The sequence below is a fragment of the Streptomyces niphimycinicus genome (assembly GCF_018883605.1).
GTDB classification, from domain to species: Bacteria; Actinomycetota; Actinomycetes; order Streptomycetales; family Streptomycetaceae; genus Streptomyces; species Streptomyces niphimycinicus.
Genome location: NZ_JAHLEM010001208.1, coordinates 1 through 1178 on the forward strand (window position 1 = coordinate 1; position 1178 = coordinate 1178).

General features: G+C 74.8%; 1 protein-coding gene. It reads right to left on the minus strand.

Translation table 11 applies throughout. The features are described 5' to 3' along the window. On the minus strand, positions 1-1178 hold a 1178-nt coding region (locus KN815_RS48885), incomplete at both ends, for a sensor histidine kinase (protein ID WP_253209735.1).

Genomic DNA, 1178 nt, shown 5'->3' on the forward strand with positions numbered 1-1178 from the left:
ACCCGCCGCGGCGCCCGCGCCCGCGCTCGGGCCCGCACCCGCGCTCGGCACACCCTCCTGGTCCCGGGCGACCGAACGGGTCTGCCCGGGAAGCGTGTTGGAGTTCGCCTCGGCCTCGGAGCCCGGGAAGCCCAGGAAGGACGACGGTCCGGCGCCGCCGAACGTCGCGGCCACGCTCACCGGCGGGGCGGGCGGCAGCCCGGCGCCGGGCGGACCGGCCGGGAGGATCTTCGTCGGGAGGACGACCACGGCGGCCACCCCGCCCGGCTGCTGCTCACGCAACTGCACCCGGATGCCGTGGCGCGCGGCGAGCCGGGTCACCACATACAGCCCAAGGCCCAGCGGGTCCTCCGGCTGGGGGCCCTGGCAGTACTCCGGCACCGGGTCGGCGAGCCGGGCGTTCAGCTCCAGGAAGCGCTCGGGCGTCATGCCGATGCCCTCGTCCTGGACGGAGAGCATGACCTCACCGGACTCCAGGAGCCAGCCGGAGACCTGGACGGCCGCGTCCGGCGGAGAAAACGATGTCGCGTTCTCCAGCAGCTCGGCGATCAGGTGGCTGACGCTGTCCGCGGCGAACCCGGCGACCTGGGCATGCGGCGGCAGCGCCTGGATCTGCACCCGGTCGTACCGCTCGACCTCGCTGATCGAGGCGCGCAGCACATCCAGCAGCGGCACCGGCCCCGGGTGGGTGGCCTTGTGCTCGGAGCCCGCGATGACCAGGAGGTTCTCGCCGTAGCGGCGTATCCCGGTGGCCAGGTGGTCGAGCTGGAAGAGCGTTTCGAGGCGGTCGGGGTCCTGCTCCCGCTCCTCCTGGGCTTCGATGATGGCGAGCTGGCGCTCGATCAGGCCCAGCGAGCGCAGTGCGAGGCCGACGAAGCTGCCGTGGACCCGGGCCCGCAGCCCCTCCAGCCGGGTGGCGACCGCGTCCCGCTCGGCGCGCAGCCCGTCCCGCTCATCGGCCATCCGCTGCCGCTCGCCGACGAGCCGGGTGCGCTCGGTCTCCAGCGCGGCGACCCGCTCGTAGGCTTGCGCGGCCTTGGCGTGGAGTTCGTTGACGGCCCGTACGGCGTCCGCGTACTCGTCGTCGCGGCCCTTGAACGCGACCGGCTCCTCGGCCGCCGGATCGGCCGCGACCCGCCGGGCACCGAGCCGCAGCGCGGCCAGCGGCCTGGTCATCG